The organism is Bartonella sp. TS82HLJMH (assembly GCF_042193495.1).
Lineage (GTDB): Bacteria > Pseudomonadota > Alphaproteobacteria > Rhizobiales > Rhizobiaceae > Bartonella > Bartonella grahamii.
Window position 1 is genome coordinate 1 of sequence record NZ_JBHILU010000097.1, and the last position, 641, is coordinate 641.

At 35.9% G+C, this 641-nt stretch carries 1 pseudogene; it reads right to left on the minus strand.

Going from position 1 to position 641, the window contains the following annotated elements:
- Window positions 1-582: pseudogene (locus tag ACFIKO_RS09450) on the minus strand (hypothetical protein); the annotation flags it as partial.
- Window positions 583-641 lie beyond the last annotated feature (59 nt).

The following is a 641-nucleotide window of genomic DNA, read 5'->3' on the forward strand; positions in this document are numbered from 1 at the left end:
ACGTTGCATCCCAGCACTACGTGTCAATCTCGTGATGGGATCATTTCGTGAGAAATCTGATACATTAATAATATCTGTATTCTCATCATCCTGTGCAAACTGTTTGTCTGCAGAGCTATCAACCACAAATGACCGTGGATTAATGAGAGGCTTTTTATATTGCTCCCCTGCATCTAGGGTTCTTGCCAATAAATTTTTGCTATCTGTCGTTAAAACATTCACGACAGGACTATCATCATTCACACCAGAAAGGGTTTTTATTAAAAAATTTGCATAGTCCTCAGAAGTATTTATCTTAGATGTCAAAGCAACATTCAGCGCTTTTAAATAACTGTCTTTTGAAACAGAAGAGGCATTCAAACCAGCAACAGAGATGATGTTTTGCGGATAAGAAACACCAGCACTTTCTACACCTTCAAGAAATGTGTTTCTAAAATCAGAATTTGCTGAAAAGCTAGGAGAAACATTTGATAAAAATGCAACCATTGCAGCAAACGAAATCCCCCTCACCAAAGAAAATGGATAAGAAAAACGAGAATTATTTAAATTACTCGTGGCTCGTGGGGTATAGAATTTTTTCATAACAAACTCTCCAATGAAAAAACTTAAAAACACCTCCAAAACATAAAAAAGACACATTT